The organism is Bradyrhizobium sp. Ce-3 (genome assembly GCF_022835695.1).
Lineage (GTDB): Bacteria > Pseudomonadota > Alphaproteobacteria > Rhizobiales > Xanthobacteraceae > Bradyrhizobium.
On the sequence record NZ_BQUV01000018.1, the window covers coordinates 1 to 1,242 of the forward strand.

General features: G+C 67.5%; 2 protein-coding genes. Both read right to left on the bottom strand.

Annotation, left to right across the window (positions count from 1 at the left end; genetic code table 11):
- Nucleotides 1-452: chemotaxis protein CheW (locus BRSPCE3_RS35620; protein WP_244071776.1), on the bottom strand; the 452-nt coding region annotated here is incomplete at its 3' end.
- Nucleotides 453-474: 22 nt separating this feature from the next.
- The coding region (locus BRSPCE3_RS35625; protein WP_244071778.1) for a response regulator at nt 475-1,242 on the bottom strand (768 nt) is incomplete at its 5' end.

Here is a 1,242-nt window from a genome sequence, read left to right on the forward strand (position 1 = left end):
GGCACCAGTTCGAGCACGCGATCGATATCGAGGACGACCATGAGCTGGCCGTCGAGGCGGTGGACGCCGCCGGCGAGCTTGGCCATGCGGGGATCGAGGTTGACCGGGTTGTCCTCGCGGCCGTTGTCGGGCAGCCGCAAGACCTCGCCGATCTGGTCGATCAGCAGACCATAGGATTCGCCGCGCTGGTCGACGCCGACCGCCATCGGCGGCTTGCCGTCGTCGGCCTTCGGCAGGCCGAGCCGGGCGCGCATGTCGACCACGGTGACGATGCGGCCGCGCAGATTGAGCACGCCGGCGATCTCGCTGGAGGCCAGCGGCACCCGCGTCAGCCGTTCCGGCATGAACACGTCCTGCACCCGCGAGATCGGCAGCCCGAACAGCTGCCCGCCGATCACGGCGGTGACGTATTCGGCCATCGCGCCTTCAGTCGTCTCGGTCTTGCTGGTCATCGATTCGTTTCCTTGCATCCGGTCACGCGGCGCGGCGCAGTTCGGCGGTCTGCTCTTTCAGCGCCGCGATCAGCCCGGGACGGTCAAACTTGGCGACATAGTCGTGGAAGCCGGCCTGCCGGCCGCGCTCGATCGCCGCCGGCGACACCATCGCCGACAGCGCGATGATCGGCAGCTGGTTGAGATTGTGGTCCGAGCGGATGTTCTCGGCGAACTCAAAACCGTTCATCTCGGGCATCTCGATGTCGGTCAGCACGACGTCGAAGGCCTGTCCCGAGCGCAGCGCGGCGAGGCCCTCCTGCGCATTCGGCGCGGTCCGCACCTTGTAGCCGGCGGCCTTGAGCACCGGCGCCAGCATGTTGCGGAAGAACGCGGAGTCATCGACCAAGAGCACCGACTGCGCGGTCGCCGACGGGCGCATCTCCTTGCGCGAGAACCAGTCGGCGAACGCCATCGGCAGGAAGTGGCCGACGTCGATCACCTCGGTGGCCTGGCCCTTGATCACGGCCGAGCCCAAAATGCCGTCCTGCGAGCCTGCGACCTCGATGTTGAGCCGCTCCTCGACGATGTCGATGATCTCGTCGACCACGAGCCCCATCGAGCGGCCGTCGTCGGCGAACACCAGGATCGGCTGCGCGCCTTGCGTCTGCACCTCGACCCCTGCCATCTGCACCAGCGGCATCAGCTGCTCGCGGTACTGCACCATGTAGCGGCCGTTCGAGAGCTCGATCTTGTCGGTTGCGATCTCCTCCAGCCGGGTGACGAGGCCGAGCGGCACCGCCTTGGGCTG